Raw genomic sequence first — 18,684 nt, 5'->3', positions numbered from 1 at the left:
AAGGCTCAAAGCTTGATCAGCAGCCGCTGCGAAGCAATCTAGACCAGACCAACCGGAATGGGTCTGATCACCTTGCGAGCGCCATAGTCACGCTCGTGCGATTTGCGGTGCTGTTGCTCGTGGCTTGCGGAGAAGTCGATAAGAATGCGCTCCACCATGCCATCCGGATAGGTTCCGGTGTCGTCGGTCTCTACCTCCGACTGCGCAGTGACGATCTTCAAATTCATCTCTAGTCCTCCGGCTTGGCACGGAAACCCTTGATTCCATGATTTGTTCCATTAGTATCCGCACAATTGTTAAAAAATTAACTACGTCCGTTAATCAATTCGGGCGCTTGCGGTATCGAACTTGAACGGCTTGCCGGATTGGAACATTGTTGCAATCCTGGCGTTCAATCTCCAACTGGATTGGAGGGCTTAATGTATCGATCCAAATCGCCCCGGACACGGCGCCGGTTGCCGCCGCCAATGCAATTCTCATCGATTTCGACTTCCTTCGGTGCTGGATCCCCTTAGGGATTCCGGCTGAGCCTTCACATGCCTTCGATCAATCACTGTCAAATCGGCGGATAGACTGGAACAGATCATGGCCATTCTCATAACATCGATCATTCTGGCGCTTATCGGGCTTGCGCTCGGCGGCGGCGGGCTTTGGCTTGTGCTGCTCGACGGCAGCTTCTTCTACCTTCTTGCCGGCCTCGCCTTTCTTGCGACGGCGATTTTGCTCTCCATGCGCAAGGTGGCCGCGCTCTGGCTCTATGCGATTTTCGTAGTCGCCGCGCTTGGCTGGGCCATATGGGAGGTGGGGTTCGACTGGTGGCAGCTCGGTCCGCGCGGCGGACTGATCATCCTGATCGGGCTATGGCTGCTGACACCATGGATCCGGCGCCCACTCGGATTTCGCAGCCTTGATGGTGTCCACTATGGAGCCAATCCCTGGCCACTCGCGATACCCCTGATCATCGCCGTTCTCATTGCAGTTTATTCCATGACGACCGACCCTCACGATCTCTCAGGCGACCTGCCGACGACGGTGGCGGCGAACGCTCCCATGGGAGGTGATGTGCCGAACGGCGAATGGCATCAATATGGCCGCACATCTTTCGGCCAGCGCTATTCGCCGCTCGACCAGATCAACGCCCAGAATGTCGCCAACCTCAAGGAAGTGTGGCGTTACCAGACCGGCGACGTGAAACGTCCCGATGATATCGGCGAGACCACCTATCAGGTCACGCCGCTCAAGGTCGGCGACACGCTGTTCCTGTGCACGCCGCATAGCCTGGCGATTGCAATCGATGCCAAGGACGGCAAGGAGAAATGGCGTTACGATGCCAATGCCGGGATGAACCCCAATCGTCAGCATCAGACCTGCCGCGGCGTCTCCTACTATCACGACAAGACCGTCGCTGCCGGAGCGCCTTGCGCCGACCGCGTCTACCTGCCGACCTCCGACGCCCGGCTGATCGCGCTCGACGTCGCCGATGGCAAGGTCTGCACGAGCTTTGCCGATCAGGGCACGCTGCATCTCGAAACCGGCATGAAATACAATCCGGCCGGTTACTACTATTCCACATCGCCGCCCGTCATCGTCGCGGACAAGATCATCATCGGCGGCGCGGTCAACGACAACTATTCGACGCAGGAGCAATCCGGCGTCATTCGCGCCTTCGATGCCAGGACCGGCGCACTGCTCTGGAACTGGGATTCGGGCAACCCCGACCAGACGGCACCCCTGCCTGCCGGGCAGACCTATACCACCAACTCGCCGAACAGCTGGTCGGTCTCCAGTGCCGACGAGGCGCTTGGAATGGTCTATATCCCGCTTGGCAATCAGACGCCCGATCAGCTGGGCATGGGACGCAGCGCGAATGTCGAGCGCTTCTCCTCCTCGGTGGTCGCGCTGGACATCAACACGGGCCAGCTCAAATGGGTTCAGCAATTCGTCCATCACGATCTCTGGGACATGGACGTACCGGCGCAGCCCGTGCTCCTCGACCTGACGAAGGCAGATGGCTCCGTGGTCCCCGCGCTGGTCGCCTCGACCAAGCAGGGCGATCTGTACGTGCTCGACCGTCGGACAGGCGCTGCGATCATTCCCTTTAAGGAAATCCCCGCGCCGGGCGGCACCATTCCGGAGGATCACGCTTCTCCAACGCAGCCGATCTCGGATCTGACCTTTTCGCCGCCGCCGCTGCAGGAAAAGGATATGTGGGGTGTCTCGCTGTTCGATCAGCTTGCCTGCCGCATTTCCTTCCATCGGCATCAATATGAAGGTCGATACACGCCACCGTCGCTGCGCGGTTCGATCATCTATCCCGGCAATTTCGGCACCTTCAACTGGGGCAGCGTCGCCGTTGATCCGGAACGCCAGATCATGTTCGGCATGCCGACTTACCTGGCTTTCACCTCACGGCTCGTGCCTCGCGCCGAGATCGCACCGAAGGGAGAGGGCGAAAAGGGCAGCGAGCAGGGTCTGAACCGCAATGAAGGCTCCCCTTACGGCGTCTATATGGGCCCGTTTCTCGGGCCGCTCGGCATTCCCTGCCAGGCGCCGCCCTGGGGCTATGTCGCCGGCGTCGACCTGAAGACCGGCAAGATTGCCTATAAGCACAAGAACGGCACCATCTACGACATGACGCCGCTGCCGCTGCCCATCAAGGTCGGCGTTCCCGGCATCGGCGGGCCGATCATCACCAAGGGCGGCGTCGCCTTCCTGGGAGCGGCGGTAGACGATTATCTGCGGGCCTATGACGTCACGACCGGCAAGCAGCTCTGGCAGGCACGCCTGCCGGCGGGCGGCCAGGCAACGCCGATGACGTACACCGCCAGCGACAACAAGCAATATGTCGTCATGGTGGCCGGTGGTCATGGCTCCGTCGGCACCAAGCCGGGCGACTATGTCATCGGCTACAGCCTGCCATGATCTAGCGTTGGAACGGGCGGCTTGCTCGCCCCTCCCACCCGAAGCTTGCGGTCAGCTCCTCGAAGGGCGGAAGTGGTCTACCGTGCTGTCACCCTCCGAATTTGCAGGAGGCTCCTCCCAGCCGAAGACGCTGCGACCGCCATAGGACGAAGATCTGTCGAATTCGCCGGCGACGATCTCCTTGAGATCGGGGCCTCTGACGTATCGCTCCAGAATTCTCGACTGATCGTCCAGTCGCTTCAGCGCCGCCAGTTCCTCGTCGAGGCCAAGGCGACCCTTCCTGACAGCAGATTTCATCACGCTGATGGTCTCGTCGTAAACCTTCAACGGCACCGGAAAGGGATGCCGATCCTTACCGCCATGGGCGAGCGAGAAACGCGCCGGATCGGAAAAGCGGCAGGGTGCACCGTGAACGACTTCGGCGACCATGGCCAACGCCTTGACCGTTCTTGCGCCGACTCCGGGCGTCAAAAGCAGCTCCTCGAAATCAACAGGGCCGCGATCTGCGGCGGCGGCCAGATTTCCGTGCAGGCGTCGCATGTTCACGTCTGCTTCCCGTACGTCGTGATGGGCGGGCATGATCAGGTGCGGCAACATCGGTTGCGCTTCGTGTTTTCTACTTACTGGAGCTTGTCCTTCCAGCGCACTGAATTCACGGATAATTTTATCAGGACCCAGAGAAGCGAGGAGATCCAGCTGATTATTGCGAGAGCGCTCTGCACGCCGATCGGCAAGGTTGATGATCTCACCCTGTTCCCTTCCCTCGATTGCGGCATGGGGAGAATCCAGAAAACTCGTCAGCCCCTCGGACAGCCAGTGATACCGGCGCGCCTGCCGCCGATCACCATTCATTCCCTGCTGGACGACGACCCATTTGCCGTCATCCGCCACGATGAACCCGTGCAGATAGAGATCAAAACCATCCTGCACGGCCGCACTGTCGACCTTCGCAATCAGCCGGCTGGTGGTGGCAAGCGACGTGCCGTCGATGCCGACGCGATCGCCGATATCGACCAATTCATCCGGCGTCTTGCGCGAATGCGAGCCGCGGCCGCCGCAGACATGGATGCCGAGCTCGCCGGAAAGCGGCGTCAGACCGCGTTTCAATGCGCCGAGGACGCTGGTCGTGATGCCGGAGGAATGCCAGTCCATGCCCATGACAGCACCGAAGGACTGGAACCAGAAAGGATTGGCCAGGCGACGCAGCAACTCGTCGCGTCCGTAATGCTGCACGATCGCCTCGGTGATCACGGCGCCCAGGCGCGTCATCCGGTCTCCCAGCCAGCGCGGCACGCGGCCGCCATGCAAGGGAAGGTCAGCTTTGCCGGTTCTGTGCGCCAAGTTCATCATCCACGATCTTCGGAGATCTGAATGTAGTGCGAACAGCCGATTTGCGCCATCCGCACCGCTTTTTATCAAGCGCCACCGGATCCGGGACTGCCTTGACCAACGAGCGTCAATCGCTGGCAGGATCTTCCCCTGATTATTGACAGTCAACCATAGAAGGGATTTAAAAACATGGAGGTCTTCCAGGGAGGCTTTTGTTGCTACCAAAAGGTGTTATCGCGGATACCGTTCACTCAATGGGACGATTGATCGTTCAACATGGGTGGGAGCCTGGCATGCAGCTTCCTTTGGAAGGAGAGCTGGCCGCTCAGTTCGGTGTTGGCCGCAATGCGTTGCGCGAGGCGGTGAAGGTTCTGGTCGGCAAGGGTCTTATTCAAACAGCCCGCCGGTTCGGCTCGCGCGTTGCCGAAGAGCAATATTGGAATTTCCTCGATCCGGATGTCATTCGCTGGCGCTTGCATGACCGCTCCTCACACGCTGTCTTTCGTCGTGAAGTCGCGCAGCTTCGCGAGCTGATAGAGCCGGGCGCGGCGGCCATGGCTGCAAACCAGGCAACGGATGCCGAGCGGGTCACGATCGTGGAACTCGCCCGCCGGCTTGACGATGTCCCGTCTGTGCCGGTGATTGAAGCGGATATCGCCTTTCATCTCGCCATTCTCGAGGCAACGCACAACAGCCTGGTGATCGGCCTGCGCCAATCGCTCGACGTGATCCTGCGCACCCTCTTCCAGGCCGATCTGGAGCTGAACGAAGCCGATCTCACCTACGACCCCAATCCGACGATCCATCTTGCATTGGCCTTGGCGATCGAGGGTGGCCGCGCTGAAGAGGCACGTTATATCGCCATGGCGATGATCGCTCGCGGATCTGAGGGTGCTGGAAGAATGGTGCGTGCGCATGTCCGTTTTCCCGATCCCGATGAATGGGCAAACAGATAGAACGGCATGCGCTGGCCAGTATGCTTCGATCTTCGCAATCAACTTCTGGTCAAGGTCGCGGCCCAAGATGGGATTTATGGCTGAGACAAGCGCCGTCACGTGCTGCGCCGAGTAGATCGCGGCTCAAGAGCGATTGCGCAGCAGATAGGAGCGCATTGCCGCAATGCCTTCATCGATATTGGCGCGGCCGAAACCTATGCGGAATCGATTGTTCGGCGTCGAGTTGAGATCCGAGCGGTAAAGGCTGGCGGGCAACAGCAGCACGCCGGCCCGTTCCACCAGATCATGCGCGAAACTCTCCACTCCGTCCGCCCCCTTGTAGCGCGGATAGCAGACGCAGCCGCCATCGGGCGTGTACCAATCGAACAGATCCTCGAACTCGGCAAACAGCGCCTTCAACTTTGCCAGATTGGAGGCGATCAGCCGGTTGTTGCGATCGAGGATCCTGTCGGCATTGAGCAAGGCGATCTTCGCCAGGCTTTCGCTCGGGCCTGAGTTGCAGATGGAGAGATAGTGTTTCATCCGCTCCATTTTCGAAATCAGGTCGTGATCGCGGCAGGCGATCCAGCCAATGCGCAGACCCGGCAGTCCATAGGCCTTCGACATCACGCCCAGCGAGAGGCCCCGCTCATAGGCGTCGGCCGCCGCCGGCAATACCGGTCTGCCTTCGACGGTCAGGCCGCGATAGACTTCGTCGCTGAAGAGCCAGATGCCATGCCGGCGGCAGAGATCCACCAGCGCATCAAACCTTTCCCGTTCGAGGACTTTGCCTGTGGGATTGTGCGGGAAATTGATCGAGATCAGCTTGGTATTCGGCCGGATTGCCGCACTGACCGCGTCGATATCGAGCGACCAGCCATCCTCCGGATCAAGCGCCACGGCCGAGACGTCACAGATACTCAGCGGTATCGTTTCGGACGATTGATAATTGGGTGTCACGACGATCGCATGGTCGCCCTTTTCGAGAAGCGCATGCATGGCGATGTAAATGCCCTCTTCCGCTCCGGCGAAGCAAAGGATATCCGCCCTTTTCTTCTGCAGATACAGGCCGGCGATGATGTCGCGCAGTGCCGGATCACCGAAGGTCTCCGTATAGCCAAGCCATAGGGTCTCATGAGCTTGCCGCTGCTCCGGCGTCGCCATATCAAGCAGCTCGGCCATCGTCATACTCTGCGCGTCGGAGGCGGTCATGTGATAGCGCGCGCTGAATTCCCACTTCGAAAAGTAGGTTTCTAGCTTGAAATCAGGCAGGAGCGGCATGGTGAATTTCCCAGCTTCAATGGCGAGCGGTACGACTTGGCACCAACCCTATTGCTGATGTCGAAGGTAGAAGCGTGTTGACAAATTGTCAAATACGGAGTTTTTGTCAATTCACCTACCCGGAGTGCAGCGATGCCAGGAAAGACAACCTCGAACATGGATGGATCGACTGGAAACGAGGACATTATGGTCTTCGCACCCATTGCCGAGGCGGTGGCGGCCTTGCTCAAGCCGCATGCGGAAGTCGTCATCCACGATCTGAGAACCCAGACGATCGGCTATATCGCCAACAATCTGTCGCGGCGCGAGGTCGGCGGCTCGTCGCTTGCCGAGTTGAAGGACATCGGATCGCTTGGCGCAGATGTCATCGGCCCCTATCGGAAAACCAATTTCGACGGGCGCCAGCTCAAGTCGATCACCGCAGTGCTGCGAAACAAGGTCGGCGAGCCGTTCGGATTGCTATGCATCAATTTCGATATCGCGCCGATCGAAGCGGCGCGGGACGCGCTGAACCTTCTGGCGGCCTTTCAGGGTGCCGGCGCGCAGCCATCCGCACTCTTCCGCGCCGATTGGCAGGAAACGGTCAATGCCGCTATCGCGGATTTTCTCGGCGAGCGGGGGCTGGCGGCCTCCGCACTCGCGAAGGAGGACCACGCCGCCCTCGTCGAGATGCTGGAACAGGAGGGCTATTTCTCCATCCGCAATCTGGTCCCTTATCTCGCCCGATTGCTCGGCATTTCGCGGGCAACCGTCTACAAGCATCTGCGCGAGGCTCGGCAGAAGAAGCTACAGACGACCAACGCCTGATATTCCCTGCAGACCGGCGACCACAAGCTAACGGCGAACTCAGGCCGATGCGGAGATCGGAGCAAAATCGCTCATCGCGCCGGAAAAGGACTTCGGGAGGGGCGAGGCATAGGAGCTGCGTTTGCTGGTGGAGAGGCCGAGAGAAACGAGCGCTTCGGCCTGTTTGACCGCCGCCGCCACACCGTCCACCACCGGGACGCCGTAGATCTCCTGCAGCTCCCGGGCAAGATCCGTCATGCCGGCACAGCCGAGCACGATCGCCTCCGCACCATCTTCGGCAAGCGCCCGTTCGATTTCCGCCCGTAATTTTCCGATCGCGTCAGAAGACGCATTCTCAAGCTCCAGAACCGGGATATCGGAAGCGCGCACCTTGGCGCGACTACCCATGCCATAACGCTGGACGAGATTATCGATCAGGATCCGCGAACGCTCGAGCGTCGTCACCACGCTAAACCGCTGAGCGAGAAAACCAGCCGTTGCGACGGCCGACTCGCAGAGCCCGACAACCGGAACGTCGCAAAACATGCGTGCCGCCTCGAGGCCGGTATCGTCGAAACAGCAGATGATCGCGGCATCGTAGCCTGCGGCCTGCCGCTCCTTTAGCTCGCGCAGCAAGCCGGGCACGGCAAGAGCGCCGTCATAATAGCCTTCGATAGAGGCAGGGCCCATCTGCGAGGTGGCAGCGATGATCTCGGTGCCGGAGGCAGCGACCGCGCGCGCGGCAACCGCCGCCTTTTCGGTCATCGAGGCGCTGGTATTCGGATTGATAAGCAATAGGCGCATGATCTCAGCTCTTCTTGGCCTGACGGCGGCCAAGCATGGTCATAATTGCGAGCGCCAGGAGAATGATGGTGAAGGAGAAGAGCGTGGTCACCGTTCCGAGTGCATAGAGCACCGGCGTCGTGACGTTCGTCGTCATCCCATAGATTTCGAGGGGCAGGGTGTTGTAGGTGCCTGATGTCATCAGGCTGCGGGCGAATTCGTCATAGGACAGCGTGAAGCCGAACAGGCCGACGCCGACCAGGCTCGGCGCGATCATCGGCAGCACGACATGGCGGAAGGTTTGCCACGACGTGGCCCCGAGGTCCCGGGCGGCCTCCTCGTAAGCCGGTGAGAAGCGATTGAAGACTGCAAACATGATCAGGACGCCGAACGGCAGCGTCCAGGTCAGATGCGCGCCGAAGGCCGAAGAATACCAGGCGGGTGCAAGACCGCCCTGCTGAAAGACTACGCCGATCCCCAGCGAGATGATGATCGACGGCACCACGAGGCTCGCGACCGTGGCATAGAACAGAAACGTCGAGCCGCGGAAACGGCGGCGAAAGGCAAGGCCGGCCAAAAGCGAGACGACGACGGTCACGATCATCACCATCACGCCGAGGATCAGCGATCGCTGGAACGAGGCACCGAAATCGCCGACCGCCTGCTTCTCGAAGAGATTGGCGAACCAATGCAGCGACACGCCGTTCAACGGAAAGGTCAGGCCGCCATCGGGACCCTGGAAGGACAGGATGACAATCGCCGACAGCGGGCCGTAAAGGAACAGTACGAAAATGGTGAAGAAGATCGCCAGAACATAGAATTCCAGGCTGCGCTTTTCGTGGTTCATCTCAAAGCTCCTTGCGGATATCGACGATGCGCAGGATGGCGGCGACCATCAGCAGCACGACGACGAGCAGCACCACGGCATTGGCCGCCGCGGCCGGATATTGCAGCAGCGACATCTGGTTCTTCATCATCAGGGCGATGGAGGCGCTCTGGCCGCCGGACATCACCTGCACGGTCGAAAAATCCGCCATGACGAGGGTGACGACAAAGATGCTGCCGATCGCCATGCCAGGCTTGGCGAGCGGGATCACCACGTTCCACAACACCTGCCATCCGCTGGCACCGGCATCGCGGGCCGCCTCGAACAGCGAGCGGTCGATGCGCATCAGCGTGTTGAAGATCGGCGTCACCATGAACAGCGTATAGAGATGCACCATGGCCAGCACGACGGCGAAATCCGAATAGAGCAGCCATTCGATCGGCTTTGGAATGAGGCCCATCTCGATCAACGTCGAATTGACCAGGCCATTGCGCCCGAGCACGGGTATCCACGAGATCATGCGGATGATGTTGGATGTCATGAACGGCACGGTACAGACGAGGAAGAGGATCATCTGCGTCGAGGTACGGCGGATATGGAAGGCGAGGAAATAGGCGACCCAGAAGCCGATGAACAGGGTCAGCGACCAGACAATGACAGTGAATTTCAATGTGTTGAGATAGGTTTTCCAAGTAACCCATGAACCGAGCGTATCGGTATAATTCGTGGTCAGGAAGGCGGGATAGAGACTGGCGAAGTCATAGTCCCAGAAACTCACGACGCCGATCATCGCGATCGGCAATAGGAAGAAGAAGCCGAGGATCAGGAAGAGCGGCGTGGCCTGCAGGTAAGAGACGGTCCAGGCGGGCACGCCAAATCCGCGTCCGGCTTTTCGTGTTTCCTGCTCCGCGTCCGAGGAAGCGATCGTCGCCATGTTCCGGCCTCTCCGTTGATGGGCCTCCCCCCGCATGAACGGGGAGAGGAAATGGTGAAAATGCAGCTTAGGCGGCGATGAACTCGTTCCAGCGGCGGACCATGTAGCGGTCTTCGTCCATGACCGAGTTCCAGCAAGCAACCGCACCCATGCGGGCCTCGAAGGAACCGCCGTCGCGAACGGCGCCGGCCTTCTCCATGACTTTGCCTTCCGGAGACAGGATATCGCCCTGCGCCGGCTTGCCTTCGATCCAGTAGCCCCATTCGTCGGCCGACATGAAGCCCTTGGCGGTTTCCATGCAGGCGGAATAGTAGCCCTGGCGGTTGAGGTAGCCGCCGACCCAACCGGACGTGTACCAGTTGATGTATTCATAGGCGGCATCGAGCTGCGCACCCTTGAGATGCGAAGCGAGGCCGAGACCGCCGCCCCAGGCGCGATAGCCTTCCTTGAGCGGCTGGAAGGTGCAGGCGATACCTTTCGAGCGGACGGCGGCAACGGCCGGCGACCACATCGACTGGATGACGACTTCGCCCGATGCCATCAGGTTGACGCTTTCGTCGAAGGACTTCCAGAAGGCGCGGAACTGGCCCTCGCCCTTGGTCTTGATCAGGAAATCGATCGTCTTGTCGATTTCCGCCTTCGTCATGTTGCCCTTGTTGGCATATTTGATCTTGCCGGCGGCTTCCATGATCATTGCGGCATCCATGATGCCGATCGACGGGATGTTGAGGATGGCGGTCTTGCCCTTGAAGGCCGGATCGAGAATGTCGGCCCAGCTGGTGATCGGACGGCCTGTCAGATCGGGACGAATGCCGAGCGTGTCGGCATTGTAGATGGTCGGAACCATCGTCATCCACTGCGTCGGCTCCTTGGCGAATTTCTTGGAGCCTTGCGCTTCGACGAAGCCGACCGTGTGCGGCGCCGTACCCTGAGCGATGACGCTATCCGGCTTCAGCTTGCCGTTGATGAACAGCGGTACGATCTTGTCGTAATATTTCAGCTTCTTGACATCCATCGGCTGCAGCACGCCGCCCGGGAATACCTTCTTGGCGATCCAGTATTCGATGTCGGCGATATCGTAGCTGTTCGGCTGGGTGACGGCGCGCTGGGCGGCAGCGTCGGAATCGGTCGCGGTCATCTCCAGCGTGATGCCGAGGTCGGCCTTGCACTTCTCGGCGATGGCATTGATGTTCGAAACGCCGGTGCCGAACTGGCGCAGCGTGATGTTCGATTGCGCCCAGATGGTCGGAAAGCCGGTGATGAGGCCGGAGCCCGCGATGGCGCCGGCGGCGGCAGCGCCGGTCTTTAGCAGCGAACGGCGGGAAATGCCCTTTGCCACCTTGGTAGTCTTCGTCTCATTCGTCATGTCAGTTCCCCTTTTGTGATGTTTAGGATTCATGCGGAAATGCGGCCGAGGAGGATGGCGTCCTCCAGGCCCCAACTCAGAGAGACGGCATCGCCGACCGATAGGAATTTGGCGGCGCTATCGTCGTTGCTTGCGATAACGGTGAAATCATCGCTGCCGGCACCGATGACGGTGATCTTCACCGTTGCGCCGCGGTATTCGATGTTGGAGACGACGCCATTGAAGCCGAGACCCTTTTCGGCGGATTGCGAAAGGCGGACGCGATCGGTGCGGATACCGAAGTCGACCGGCTCTCCGACTTCGCGACCGGCGCCCCGCACGGAAAAGCTTTGTCCCTCCGGCGCGGTCATGGTGATGATGCCATCCTCGTTCGACGTCACCCGCCCCGACAGCACATTGTGGTCGCCCATGAAGCGCGCGACGAAGGCCGTCGCGGGACGTTCGAAAACCTCGCGCGGCGAAGCCGCCTGCTCGATGCGGCCATCATTCATGATGACCATGATATCAGCGAGCGCCATCGCCTCTTCCTGGCTGTGCGTAACATGGACGAAGGTGATGCCCAGGGTCTTCTGCAGCTTTTTCAGCTCGGCGCGCATGCGGATCTTCAGGAACGGATCGAGCGCCGACAGCGGCTCGTCCAACAGCAGCGCCTCAGGATCGGTGATCAGGGCGCGAGCGAGTGCCACGCGCTGCTGCTGGCCGCCCGAAAGCTGCGCCGGACGACGGGTCGCATAGGCTTCCATCTGCATGAGTTTCAGCATTTCGAGCGCCTTGGCGCGACGCTCCTCCTTGGCGACACCTTTCATCTTCAGGCTGAAGGCGACGTTGTCGATGAGATCGAGATGCGGAAACAGCGCGTAGGACTGGAACATCATCGCCGTGCCGCGCTTGGCGGGCGGGAAATCGGTGACGACGATATTTCCCAGCCGGACATCGCCCGACGAAATGCTTTCATGCCCGGCGATCATGCGCAGGGTCGACGTCTTGCCGCAGCCGGAAGGGCCAAGAAAGCAACAATAGGATCCTGCCGGTATTTTGAGGCTGATCGCATGCACGGCCGTCGTTGTGCCGTAGACCTTCGAAACGGACGCTATATCTATCTCTGCCGCTTTCGACATCATCTTCCCCTTTTGTCTGGGAGAGACGTTGCATCAATCGTGCCAGTTTTGCTGCGCCGCACTAACTATTTGCGATCCTTGTATTTTTATAGGGATCTAAAATAAATGCCCTCTACAAGGCAATCGGCTGTCTGCACATGAAATAGGCTATTGTCCTCGATAAATGCAGAGAATTGTATACGATCTGACTTTATTTATGCATCAAATTCCGTTTAACTTTTGCAGCAAACCGGGATATCATTTCTCTGATCATCAGGTATGCGACTTCATGAATTCCCAAGCAGACGCGCTGCAGGCGCCCGGCGACTCCACGGAAAACGGTGCACAACAGATTCGCGATGCCCTTCGCGAGGCAATCGTCGAGCGCAGGCTTTCGCCCGGTACGAAACTATCCGAGAGCGATGTCGGCAGTCTGTTCAATGTCAGCCGCACACTCGCGCGCGCCGCCCTGCAGGCTCTTTCCTATGAGGGTCTCGTCAGCGTCGAGAAGAACAGGGGCGCGTTCGTCGCCTACCCTTCCCTCGATGAGGCCAGGCAGATCTTCGCGGCCCGCCGTCTGGTCGAACCCGGCATTCTTAGATCCGCAGCCGAACGCATCACACCGGCTCAACTCAAGCACCTGAGGCAGCTCCTCATAGAAGAAGGGCGGCTGATGAGCGAGCGCGGCCAGTCCGCTCGTCGCGCCGAGATCAAGGCATCCGGCGATTTCCACCTGATGCTGGCCTCGATTTCCGGCAACCTCATCATGCAGCGCTTCATGGAAGAACTGGTCGCGCGCTCCTCACTTGTGATCGCACTCTATGGCCAATCGAGCGCCTCGAGCTGTGGTCATGCTGAACATGGCGACATCATCACCGCGCTCGAGCGCAAGGATATCGATACGGCCTGCCATCTGATGCTTCATCATATCGCGCACATCGAAGCAGACCTCGATCTGCGCGAGCGCAAGAGCTTCGGCCTGAAGGAAGCCTTCGAGCGCTAAGGGGTCGCCCATATCGGAGCGGCACCCGAACGAACGAGTTCCAGCAGTGAAGGAGAAAGATTTGAGCGCGATCGAGACGCTTTTTACCCGAGCCAAGCTCGCCGACGGCTCGATAAAGGATATCGGCGTTGCTGACGGACGCATCGTTTCGATCGAGCCGACAGGATCGATAGTCGCAGCGGGCGCGATCATCGAGCTCGAAGATGCATTGGTCGTTCCCGGTTTTGTCGAGGGCCATATCCATCTCGACACCAGTTTTTATGGCGACGCCTGGATACCGCACAAGCCATGCACCAATGGCTTCGATGTCCACGAGCGCGTCGCGTTTCAGGCTGAGAACATGGCGCAGGCAGCACCCATGGACGTGCGGGCGAGGAAGCAGCTCGACCTCTGCATCGCCAATGGCAGCACGCATATGCGCAGCCATGTCATGGTCGACGGCTCCGTCGGGCTGAAATCGCTCGAAACCGTGCTCGCCGTGCGCCAGGAATATCGCGGACTGATCGATATCCAGCTCGTTGCCTTTCCGCAAAGCGGCATTCTGAAGAGCCCCGGCACGCCGCAGCTGATGGATGAAGCGATCGCGATGGGTGCCGATCTCGTCGGCGGCCTTGATCCGGCAAGCTTCGATCGCGATGTCGAGAAGCATCTTGACGTCGTTTTCGGTGTCGCCGAAAAGCATGGCGTCGGTGTCGACATTCACCTCCATGATGGCGGCACACTCGGCCTGTTCACCATCGAGCAGATCTGCGCCCGCACGCGCGCCCTCTCCATGGGCGGACATGTCACGGTCAGCCACGCCTATGGGCTCGGCGATCTTTCGATTGATGCGGCAAAGCGCGCCGCTGCCCTCCTTGCCGACAGTGGCGTTTCCATCATGACCAATGCGCCCGGCAATCACCCCTTCCCGCCGGTCGCGCTGCTTCGCTCCGCCGGTGTCACCGTCTTCAGCGGCAGCGACAATATCCGCGACTCCTGGTGGCCCTATGGTGATGGCGACATGCTCGGACGCACGATGATGATCGGCTATCGCTCCGGCTTCTACACGGATGACGAGTTGAGGGCCGCCTTCGACGTCGTCACGGAAAGTGGCGCCAGGGCGCTCCGCCTTAAAGACTATGGCTTGCGCGTCGGCGCGAAAGCCGATTTTGTAACGTTGAACGCCGAGCATGTGCCAGAGGCGGTCGTCGCGGTTCCGAAGGGACGCTCTGTCTACAAGGCCGGCAAGCTCGTCGCCAGAGACGGTGCCGTCCTGCGGAACTGATAAAGCACCGGCATTAAGCTTACGAAAATAAGGTGTCCGATGCTTGACCTGGTGATTTCTAATGTCCGCATCGCCAACCGCGAGGGCTGCTTCGATATCGGCATCAGGGACGGCAGGATTGCCGCAATCGAACATGCTTTGGATGCTGATGCACCACGCCAGGACATGTGCGGCTGCCTCGCCTTTGGGGGCTTCGTCGATAGCCATATCCATCTTGACAAAGCCTGCATTCTCGACCGCTGCCTGATATGCGAGGGAACGCTGGAGGAAGCTGTCCGCGAGACCGCCAAAGCAAAAGCCGGCTTCACAACCGAGGACGTCTACGCACGCGCGGCCCGTGTCGTCGAGAATGCCATCCTGAACGGTACGACAGCGATGCGGACCTTCGTGGAGGTCGATCCTCGTGCCGGCTTTCGTTCGCTGGACGCAATCAGGCAGATCAGGCGCTCCTATGCCTGGGCGATCGATATCCAGATCTGCGCCTTCGCCCAGGAGGGCCTTACCAACGAGCCTGAAACGACGGCCATGCTGGATCGCGCGCTCACCGACGAGGCAGATCTCATCGGCGGCTGTCCCTACACCGATCCCGATCCCCAGGCTCATATCACTGGGATTTTCGATCTGGCCGAGCGCCATGGTGTCGACGTCGATTTCCATCTCGATTTCGATCTCAATCCGTCAGGCTCCGCGATCCCGGCGGTCGTGGCGGAAACCAAGCGGCGGGGCTATGGCGGTCGTGTTTCCATCGGCCATGCCACCAAGCTTTCGGCCATGTCGACACAGGCAGCCGGCGAACTTGCCGCCCGTCTTGCCGATGCTGGGATAGCCGTGACGGTGCTACCAGCGACAGATCTCTTCCTGCTCGGCCGTGACAGGGATCATCTCGTCCCGCGAGGTCTTGCTCCGGCGATGCTGCTGACGGCCAGTGGCGTCACCGTGACGGCCGCGACAAACAATGTTCTCAATCCCTTCACTCCTTACGGCGACGCCTCGCTCGGCCGCATGGCCAATCTCTTCGCCAATGTGGCGCAGCTCTCGCGGGATGAAGACATTGGCAGGGCATTCGACATGGTTACGGTCAATGCCGCCCGCCTGATGCGACGCAACTATGGTCTCGAACCGGGCGCACCCGCAGATATCGTCGTGGCGGACGCGGCCGATCCGCTATCGATGGTCCGTGAAATCCGACAGCCCATCGCCGGCTGGAAGAACGGCAAGCAGACGTTCATACGGTCGCAGCCGCGCCTGTTGGCTCCCGCAAGCTAGGGCGAATAGGTACTCGACCGTCTACCGTTTCAACTCGCGCTCGAATTTTTCGATCTGCTGCAAGACCCATGGGTCATCGGCGGAATACTGAATCGTCTCGCGCTCCAGCCGCCGCTGACGGCGACGCTTAATCCAGTCGATGAACGCGAGAAGCAGCCGCATACGTCTATCCAAGTCTTTCAGTATCTGCGAGGCCCGACAACCAGGCTCGAAAGCCGATCGGAAGTCGGGCCTCGGCGACCGCAAGGCGTTGCGGCAATTAGCTATTTGCCCGTGCGTAAATGAACGGTAGCTGAACACATTTACACGGTTAGATAGTTTTCCTCTTGAACTTCGCATCCAAAAGGAGACCCGATAAACTACAACCTATGCTAACGGGAAGGCTCAAGCAGCCGGCATCAGCGACATGGTTCAGGGATGAAAAGCTTTTTTATGCGAGCGTACCGCTATCGCCCAATCTGACCTAGCCGAGCAGAATGACCACCGCTAAACAACGCTGCGTCGCTTCCGATTTCCCCGGAGCGGCACAAGCTTGGCCTCGCCTTTGCGAGGCCTTTTTCTTTTGGGCAGAAGTTGCTAGCGGCGCGGCTCGCCGCCCGGTGCATAGACCGTGTCCTGCTCGAAACGGAAGATAGAGCCGCAGCGGCAACGCATCATATGCTTGCGCGGGTCGGTCGATGGCCGTTCGGTGGAGAAGCCGCGGGGCATCTCGTCGATCTTGAAATCGCGGCTGGGTGCCCGACGGTTGTCGGTCTCGGAAACCTCGGCAAAACCGACGTGCCCGCATCTCGCACATTCCAGCTTCCGTGAATATCGATCTCGCGCTGCCATTCTCTTCCAACTCGGGGACTCACATTAGGCCCTTTCTATCAGCGCTGTCAGCACTCTTGAAGACCGCGCGATCTCGCTGTCCCGCCTTCTTCCCATCGATCCGTCAATCTTGATGCCGAACACAGAAAAATGCGGCTCGCCGGAAAAAGAGATTGACCTGATGGCAGATGTCAGACCAATTTATCATCCATGATCAAGGCCATGCTCACACCCCTTCCCTCCATCGACCGGACTCAGCAAGTCATCGACGCGCTGTCGACCTTCATCGAGTCGTCCAAGCTCCAGGCTGGCGACCGGCTGCCGACGGAGCGGGAGCTGATGGTAGCGCTTTCCGTTGGGCGCTCGACCATCCGCGAGGTGCTAACCTATTTCCAGGCCTTGGGTGTCATGGAGACCCGCAAGGGCAGCGGCACCTTTCTGCTGAAGCCCGTTTCCAAGGGCACCATCCACATGCCCTTGTCGCTCGACCCGCCGCACCTGCGCGATGCACTGCTGCAGACGCTGGAGGTTCGTCGCGGCATAGAATGCGAGGCCGGTATGGTGGCGGCGAGGAAGCGCACCGACGAAGACATCGTCATCATCGAGCAGAAGCTCAACGAGATGGAACGTGTCCACATGGCCAAGGGCACGTCCGGACCCGAGGATCTCGCCTTTCACCTCGCGGTCTACGACGCCACGCACAATCCGCTGTTCAAACAATTGCTCGAGCAGATGCGCGAAACCTTCGAGCGCTTCTGGTCCCATCCCTTCGACCGGCAGGACTTTGCCCGCCGGTCCTTTCCCTATCACCGCACGCTGTTCAACGCGATCGTCGACCAGGATCCCGAGGCAGCGCGGACCGAAACACTGAAAATTCTCGACGTTGTCGAGGAAGACATCAAGGAAATGTCCAAATGACTGAAGGGCTAGAGCCGTTCGATCTTGCATCTCTCATAACAGCCCATGACGAAGGCAATTTCGCCGAGGCCGTGGTGCCGCCGATCTTCCAGACGTCGCTGTTCACCTTCTCCAGCTATGACGAGATGATCGCCTCCTATCGCGGCGAAAAGGTGCGGCCGATCTATACGCGCGGCCTCAACCCGACCGTGCGCATGTTCGAGGAAATGCTGGCAAAGCTCGAAGGCGGCGAGGATGCGCTCGGATTCGCCAGCGGCATGGCGGCGATCTCGTCCGCCGTGCTGAGCTTCGTCGAGCCGGGCGACCGGATCGTCGCTGTCAAGCATGTCTATCCCGATGCCTTCCGCCTTTTCGGCACAGTCCTGAAACGGATGAAGGTCGAGGTGACCTATGTCGACGGCCGCGACGAGGAAGCCGTCGCCAAGGCACTGCCCGGCGCCAAGATCTTCTATATGGAAAGCCCGACGAGCTGGGTCATGGAGGCGCACGATGTCGGCGCTCTCGCTGCGCTCGCCAAGCGCCATGGCGTCGTCTCGATGATCGACAACAGCTGGGCGACGCCCTATTTCCAGCAACCCCTGAAGCTCGGTGTCGATCTCGTCATCCATTCCGCCTCCAAGTATCTCGGCGGGCACAGCGATGTGGTTGCGGGCGTGGTGGCCGGCTCTAAGGAGATGATCGCGCGGCTGAAAGCCGAAGCCTATCCCTATCTCGGCGGCAAGCTTTCGCCTTTCGATGCCTGGCTTCTGATCCGCGGCCTTCGCACGCTGCCGATCCGTATGAAGGCGCATGAGGCCGCTGCGATGACGATTGCCAAGCGGCTGCAGGAACTCGACGTCGTCGAACAGGTCTGCCATCCGGGCCTTGCCAATCGCCTACCAGCCGGCCTCAACGGCACGTCCGGCCTGTTTTCCTTCATCTTCCGCGAAGGCGTGGATGTCCGCACCTTCGCCGACCGTCTCAGGCTCTTCAAACTGGGCGTGAGCTGGGGCGGACATGAGAGCCTGATCGTGCCGGGCGAAGTCGTGCTGCAGCAGAAGGCGCAGCCGAATTCCGCACACACCTTCGGCATCAATCCACGCTCCGTGCGGCTCCATATCGGCCTCGAAGGAACCGAGGCGCTGTGGAGAGAACTCGAGGAGGCGATCGCCGCCGCCTCGTGAA

The 18,684-nt window shown here is 59.9% G+C and carries 18 protein-coding genes; 8 read left to right on the top strand and 10 right to left on the bottom strand.

The window, feature by feature from the left end; all coding sequences use genetic code 11:
- Positions 1–38: 38 nt before the first annotated feature.
- Entirely contained in the window at positions 39–227 is a 189-nt protein-coding gene (locus JTP94_RS20450; RefSeq protein ID WP_204852266.1) for a hypothetical protein, read from the bottom strand.
- Between the two features lie 358 nt (positions 228–585).
- Between JTP94_RS20450 and JTP94_RS20445 the strand changes: the two genes are divergently transcribed.
- A complete protein-coding gene (locus JTP94_RS20445) occupies positions 586–2,922 on the top strand; it encodes a glucose/quinate/shikimate family membrane-bound PQQ-dependent dehydrogenase (protein ID WP_204852265.1) in 2,337 nt (778 codons plus the stop codon).
- Positions 2,923–2,973: 51 nt separating this feature from the next.
- On the opposite strand, the gene JTP94_RS20440 is transcribed toward JTP94_RS20445, so the two are convergent.
- Complete coding sequence (locus JTP94_RS20440) at positions 2,974–4,269, bottom strand: DUF763 domain-containing protein (protein WP_409456620.1); 1,296 nt, start codon at positions 4,267–4,269, stop codon at positions 2,974–2,976.
- A 236-nt stretch (positions 4,270–4,505) separates the two neighbouring features.
- Between JTP94_RS20440 and JTP94_RS20435 the strand changes: the two genes are divergently transcribed.
- On the top strand, positions 4,506–5,207 hold the full coding sequence (locus JTP94_RS20435) for a FadR/GntR family transcriptional regulator (protein WP_281434813.1): 702 nt from the start codon (positions 4,506–4,508) through the stop codon (positions 5,205–5,207).
- Positions 5,208–5,330: 123 nt separating this feature from the next.
- Here the strand turns inward: JTP94_RS20435 and JTP94_RS20430 are convergent, their stop codons facing one another.
- The gene (locus JTP94_RS20430; protein ID WP_204852262.1) at positions 5,331–6,467 is read right to left on the bottom strand and encodes an aminotransferase class I/II-fold pyridoxal phosphate-dependent enzyme; all 1,137 of its coding nucleotides are present in this window, start codon (positions 6,465–6,467) and stop codon (positions 5,331–5,333) included.
- A 132-nt stretch (positions 6,468–6,599) separates the two neighbouring features.
- Here JTP94_RS20430 and JTP94_RS20425 point away from each other — a divergent pair, with 132 nt between their 5' ends.
- Positions 6,600–7,274, top strand: a complete 675-nt coding sequence (locus JTP94_RS20425; protein WP_246755060.1) for a transcriptional regulator — start codon at positions 6,600–6,602, stop codon at positions 7,272–7,274.
- 39 nt (positions 7,275–7,313) lie between these two features.
- On the opposite strand, the gene JTP94_RS20420 is transcribed toward JTP94_RS20425, so the two are convergent.
- The 5 genes from JTP94_RS20420 to JTP94_RS20400 all read right to left on the bottom strand — a co-directional run bounded on the left by JTP94_RS20420 (position 7,314) and on the right by JTP94_RS20400 (position 12,280).
- Positions 7,314–8,057 carry an aspartate/glutamate racemase family protein gene (locus tag JTP94_RS20420; RefSeq protein ID WP_204852261.1) on the bottom strand — a complete coding sequence of 248 codons (744 nt, stop codon included), beginning with the start codon at positions 8,055–8,057 and terminating at the stop codon, positions 7,314–7,316.
- Positions 8,058–8,061: 4 nt separating this feature from the next.
- On the bottom strand, positions 8,062–8,883 hold the full coding sequence (locus tag JTP94_RS20415) for an ABC transporter permease (RefSeq protein WP_204852260.1): 822 nt from the start codon (positions 8,881–8,883) through the stop codon (positions 8,062–8,064).
- Position 8,884: 1 nt separating this feature from the next.
- On the bottom strand, positions 8,885–9,796 hold the full coding sequence (locus JTP94_RS20410) for an ABC transporter permease (RefSeq protein ID WP_204852259.1): 912 nt from the start codon (positions 9,794–9,796) through the stop codon (positions 8,885–8,887).
- A 67-nt stretch (positions 9,797–9,863) separates the two neighbouring features.
- Positions 9,864–11,162, bottom strand: coding sequence for a PotD/PotF family extracellular solute-binding protein (locus tag JTP94_RS20405; RefSeq protein WP_204852258.1), 1,299 nt, complete (start codon positions 11,160–11,162; stop codon positions 9,864–9,866).
- A gap of 29 nt (positions 11,163–11,191) precedes the next feature.
- Positions 11,192–12,280 (bottom strand): ABC transporter ATP-binding protein, encoded by a 1,089-nt coding sequence (locus JTP94_RS20400; RefSeq protein WP_204852257.1) that lies wholly within the window; start codon positions 12,278–12,280, stop codon positions 11,192–11,194.
- A gap of 268 nt (positions 12,281–12,548) precedes the next feature.
- Between JTP94_RS20400 and JTP94_RS20395 the strand changes: the two genes are divergently transcribed.
- The 3 genes from JTP94_RS20395 to JTP94_RS20385 all read left to right on the top strand — a co-directional run bounded on the left by JTP94_RS20395 (position 12,549) and on the right by JTP94_RS20385 (position 15,792).
- Positions 12,549–13,262: a GntR family transcriptional regulator gene (locus tag JTP94_RS20395; protein ID WP_204852256.1), complete on the top strand. Its 714-nt coding sequence runs from the start codon at positions 12,549–12,551 to the stop codon at positions 13,260–13,262.
- A gap of 61 nt (positions 13,263–13,323) precedes the next feature.
- Positions 13,324–14,526: an amidohydrolase family protein gene (locus JTP94_RS20390; RefSeq protein ID WP_204852255.1), complete on the top strand. Its 1,203-nt coding sequence runs from the start codon at positions 13,324–13,326 to the stop codon at positions 14,524–14,526.
- A 39-nt stretch (positions 14,527–14,565) separates the two neighbouring features.
- A complete protein-coding gene (locus JTP94_RS20385) occupies positions 14,566–15,792 on the top strand; it encodes an amidohydrolase family protein (protein WP_204852254.1) in 1,227 nt (408 codons plus the stop codon).
- 21 nt (positions 15,793–15,813) lie between these two features.
- Here JTP94_RS20385 and JTP94_RS20380 read toward each other — a convergent pair whose 3' ends face one another.
- Together JTP94_RS20380 and JTP94_RS20375 are read right to left on the bottom strand one after the other, a co-directional pair.
- On the bottom strand, positions 15,814–15,954 hold the full coding sequence (locus JTP94_RS20380; protein WP_204852253.1) for a hypothetical protein: 141 nt from the start codon (positions 15,952–15,954) through the stop codon (positions 15,814–15,816).
- Between the two features lie 414 nt (positions 15,955–16,368).
- Positions 16,369–16,623 carry a hypothetical protein gene (locus JTP94_RS20375; protein ID WP_204852252.1) on the bottom strand — a complete coding sequence of 85 codons (255 nt, stop codon included), beginning with the start codon at positions 16,621–16,623 and terminating at the stop codon, positions 16,369–16,371.
- A 201-nt stretch (positions 16,624–16,824) separates the two neighbouring features.
- Here JTP94_RS20375 and JTP94_RS20370 point away from each other — a divergent pair, with 201 nt between their 5' ends.
- Both JTP94_RS20370 and JTP94_RS20365 read left to right on the top strand, forming a co-directional pair.
- A complete protein-coding gene (locus JTP94_RS20370) occupies positions 16,825–17,520 on the top strand; it encodes a FadR/GntR family transcriptional regulator (RefSeq protein ID WP_204852251.1) in 696 nt (231 codons plus the stop codon).
- On the top strand, positions 17,517–18,683 hold the full coding sequence (locus tag JTP94_RS20365; protein ID WP_204852250.1) for a PLP-dependent transferase: 1,167 nt from the start codon (positions 17,517–17,519) through the stop codon (positions 18,681–18,683). The genes JTP94_RS20370 and JTP94_RS20365 overlap by 4 nt, the downstream gene beginning before the upstream one ends.
- Position 18,684: the final 1 nt, after the last annotated feature.

It is taken from the genome of Martinezella lusitana, from assembly GCF_016901135.1.
GTDB lineage: Bacteria > Pseudomonadota > Alphaproteobacteria > Rhizobiales > Rhizobiaceae > Rhizobium > Rhizobium lusitanum_D.
Note: the sequence above shows the minus strand (reverse complement) of the source record. Positions and strands in the feature narration are given on the sequence as shown.